Origin of the sequence: Nostoc sp. (assembly GCF_036916655.1) — a bacterium.
Classification (GTDB): domain Bacteria; phylum Cyanobacteriota; class Cyanobacteriia; order Cyanobacteriales; family Nostocaceae; genus Nostoc.
Genome location: NZ_JBALFY010000091.1, coordinates 1 through 577 on the forward strand (window position 1 = coordinate 1; position 577 = coordinate 577).

1 protein-coding gene is annotated in these 577 nt (G+C 48.4%); it reads right to left on the reverse strand.

Annotated features, from left to right (window positions below):
• Positions 1-577: WD40 repeat domain-containing protein (locus V7L31_RS23930; protein ID WP_334698569.1), on the reverse strand; the 577-nt coding region annotated here is incomplete at both ends.

Consider the following 577-nt stretch of genomic DNA (forward strand, 5'->3'; position numbering starts at 1 on the left):
TTGATTTTTTTGCCAGTGGTGGTATCCCACAGTTTCACCGTGTTGTCAGCACTGGCAGAAGCTAGCGTCTTGCCATCGGGACTGAAGCTGATGCCCAAAACCGAGTCTGTATGCCCAGTTAGGGTTTTGATTTTTTTGCCAGTGGTGGTATCCCACAGTTTCACCGTGTTGTCAGCACTGGCAGAAGCTAGCGTCTTGCCATCGGGACTGAAGCTGATGCCATTAACCTCGTTTGTATGCCCAGTAAGGGTTTTGATTTCTTTACCTGTGCTGGTATCCCACAGTTTCACCGTGTTGTCACGACTAGCAGAAGCTAGCATTTTGCCATCGGGACTGAAGCTGATGCCCCAAACCAAGTTTGTATGCCCAGTTAGGGTTTTGATTTCTTTACCTGTGCTGGTATCCCACAGTTTCACCGTGTTGTCACCACTGGCAGAAGCTAGCATCTTGCCATTGGGACTGAAGCTGATGTCATAAACCGAGTTTGTATGCCCAGTAAGGGTTTTGATTTCTTTACCAGTGGTGGTATCCCACAGTTTCACCGTCTTGTCACCACTGGCAGAAGCTAGCATTTTGC